The organism is Megasphaera sp. UBA4382 (assembly GCF_002391155.1).
In the GTDB taxonomy this organism is placed as follows: domain Bacteria; phylum Bacillota; class Negativicutes; order Veillonellales; family Megasphaeraceae; genus Megasphaera; species Megasphaera hexanoica.
On the sequence record NZ_DGRS01000027.1, the window covers coordinates 1 to 927 of the forward strand.

Annotated in this window: 1 protein-coding gene; it reads left to right on the forward strand. The window is 59.2% G+C overall.

From position 1 onward, the window contains the following. The coding region (locus B4H10_RS02910) for a 4Fe-4S dicluster domain-containing protein (protein ID WP_292018135.1) at window positions 1-927 on the forward strand (927 nt) is incomplete at both ends.

Consider the following 927-nt stretch of genomic DNA (forward strand, 5'->3'; position numbering starts at 1 on the left):
TTCCTCGGTCTGGAAGACGGTGCCTTCCCGCAGGGAACAGCCGCCTATGAAAAACGCGGCGTAGCCATCAACGTACCGGAATGGCAGGTAGAAAACTGCCTGCAGTGCAACCAGTGCGCCATGGTATGTCCTCATGCCGCTATCCGTCCGATTCTGACAACGGATGAAGAACTGGCAGCCGCACCGGAAGGTTTTGTCTCCCGTCCGGCAACAGGCGCCCAGGGACTGCACTTCACCATGCAGGTATCCGTCATGGACTGCCTCGGCTGCGGCAGCTGTGCCCAGGTATGCCCGGCAAAAGAAAAGGCCCTGGTCATGAAACCGTTCAGCACACAGGAACAGAAAGCTCCCCTGTGGGATTATGCCATGAGTGTCAGCCGGAAAGCCAACCCGATGAACAAGTTTACCGTCAAAGGCAGCCAGTTCGAACAGCCGCTGCTGGAATTCTCCGGTGCCTGCGCCGGCTGCGGGGAAACACCCTATGCCAAACTGGTCACCCAGCTCTTCGGCGACCGCATGATGATTGCCAATGCGACAGGCTGCTCCTGCGTATGGGCCGACAGTGTACCGTCCACACCGTACACGACCAATGCCGACGGCCACGGCCCGGCATGGGGCAACAGCCTCTTTGAAGATAATGCCGAATACGGCCTGGGCATGTACCTCGGCGTCCGCCAGGTACGGGAAAAGGTAGCCATGGACGTAGCGGAAGTACTGGCCAACGACCAGACACCGGCTGATGTGAAAGCGGTCCTGCAGGACTGGTATGATCACCGCGATGACACAGAAGGCACACGGGAACGGGCCGACAAGGTTACAGCCGCACTGGAAGGGGTAAAGGACAGCTGCCCGGTATGCAGACGGATTTATGACCGCCGCGACTATCTGGTAAAACGCAGTCAGTGGATCTTCGGCGGCGACGGCTGG